Source organism: Microbulbifer okhotskensis, assembly GCF_023895975.1.
GTDB lineage: Bacteria > Pseudomonadota > Gammaproteobacteria > Pseudomonadales > Cellvibrionaceae > Microbulbifer > Microbulbifer okhotskensis.
Window position 1 is genome coordinate 1 of the sequence record NZ_JALBWM010000303.1, and the last position, 1,049, is coordinate 1,049.

Annotated in this window: 3 protein-coding genes; all 3 read left to right on the forward strand. The window is 56.1% G+C overall.

Annotation, left to right across the window (positions count from 1 at the left end; translation table 11 throughout):
• A partial coding sequence (locus MO867_RS22195) for a phage tail tube protein (protein WP_252473225.1) occupies positions 1-420 on the forward strand: 420 nt, incomplete at its 5' end.
• A gap of 10 nt (positions 421-430) precedes the next feature.
• Positions 431-790: a phage tail assembly chaperone family protein, TAC gene (locus tag MO867_RS22200; protein WP_252473227.1), complete on the forward strand. Its 360-nt coding sequence runs from the start codon at positions 431-433 to the stop codon at positions 788-790.
• 20 nt (positions 791-810) lie between these two features.
• On the forward strand, positions 811-1,049 hold a 239-nt coding region (locus MO867_RS22205), incomplete at its 3' end, for a phage tail assembly protein T (RefSeq protein ID WP_252473229.1).

Consider the following 1,049-nt stretch of genomic DNA (forward strand, 5'->3'; position numbering starts at 1 on the left):
TCTGTACAGAAAGTGACTGGGGTGAATTCTTTTAACCCCGGCGGCAATCCAGCGGATCAGATCGATGATACCTCCCTGGAAGACCTGGATAAAAAGTTCAAACGGGGCCTGCGCACACCGGGGCAGGCGTCGGTGGGGCTCAAGATAGACCCACAAAATGCAGTACATAAGCGCCTGCATGAACTGTCCCAGGATGACACGGTGGACAATATTAAATGGGCAGTGGGTTGGAGTGATGGCACCGATGCGCCCACTGTGACAACCAAAGAATGGACTCTACCGTCCGCTCGCACTTGGTTCACCTTCGAAGGCTATGTGGCCGACTTCCCGTTTGATTTCCAGCAGAACACCTTGGTCACTGGTGAAATGTCGATCCAGCGCAGTGGCGGCTCAGCCTGGACTAAAAAAGTTATAGCCTAAGGGGTAGGTCATGGAATTATCTATTGAGTCCCTGCAAGAGCAGGGCGCTTTCTCTGGGGCTCCGGTTGAGCGCAGCATTACTTGGAAGCAGGGCAAAGACGAGTTCACGGCAACTGTCCATATACGCCGCCTTTCCTACTATAGCGCGGTCAATGATGTGGCGGCACTGCGCGGTGAGGGCGATGTAATTGCCGGGCGTATTGCGGCTTGTGTTTTGGATGCCGAAGGTAAGCCGGTATTTACTCCGGCGGATATCACCGGCGAGGCCGATCCGGGTCGCGGCCCGCTGAATGCGGATCTTACCCAAGCCCTGCTTTTGGAAATCGGCGCGGTCAACAACCTGGGAAAGCCACCCAGCTCAGCGAGCTAGACGAACTCTGGCACGAGCTGGTGCTCAATGGCATCGGCGGTTGCACCATCGCCGAAGCCCAGTACCGGCTCAGCTATGAAGAGGTTCAGCGCTGGGCACTCTACCGCAAGAAGCGCGGTTCCCTGCATCCGGGGATGCGCACTGAAAGATCCGCGGCATTACTGGCCACCCTCTATGCCAATACCCATCGCGGTAAAGGCAACCCCGTAAAAATCACTGACTTTATGCCCCATGAGGAAGAGCCGGAATTGTCGCTGCA

Coding starts and splice junctions, on each gene's coding strand:
- MO867_RS22200 (WP_252473227.1), top strand. CDS start 431: ATGGAATTATCTATTGAGTCCCTGCAAGAGCAGGGCGCTTTCTCTGGG.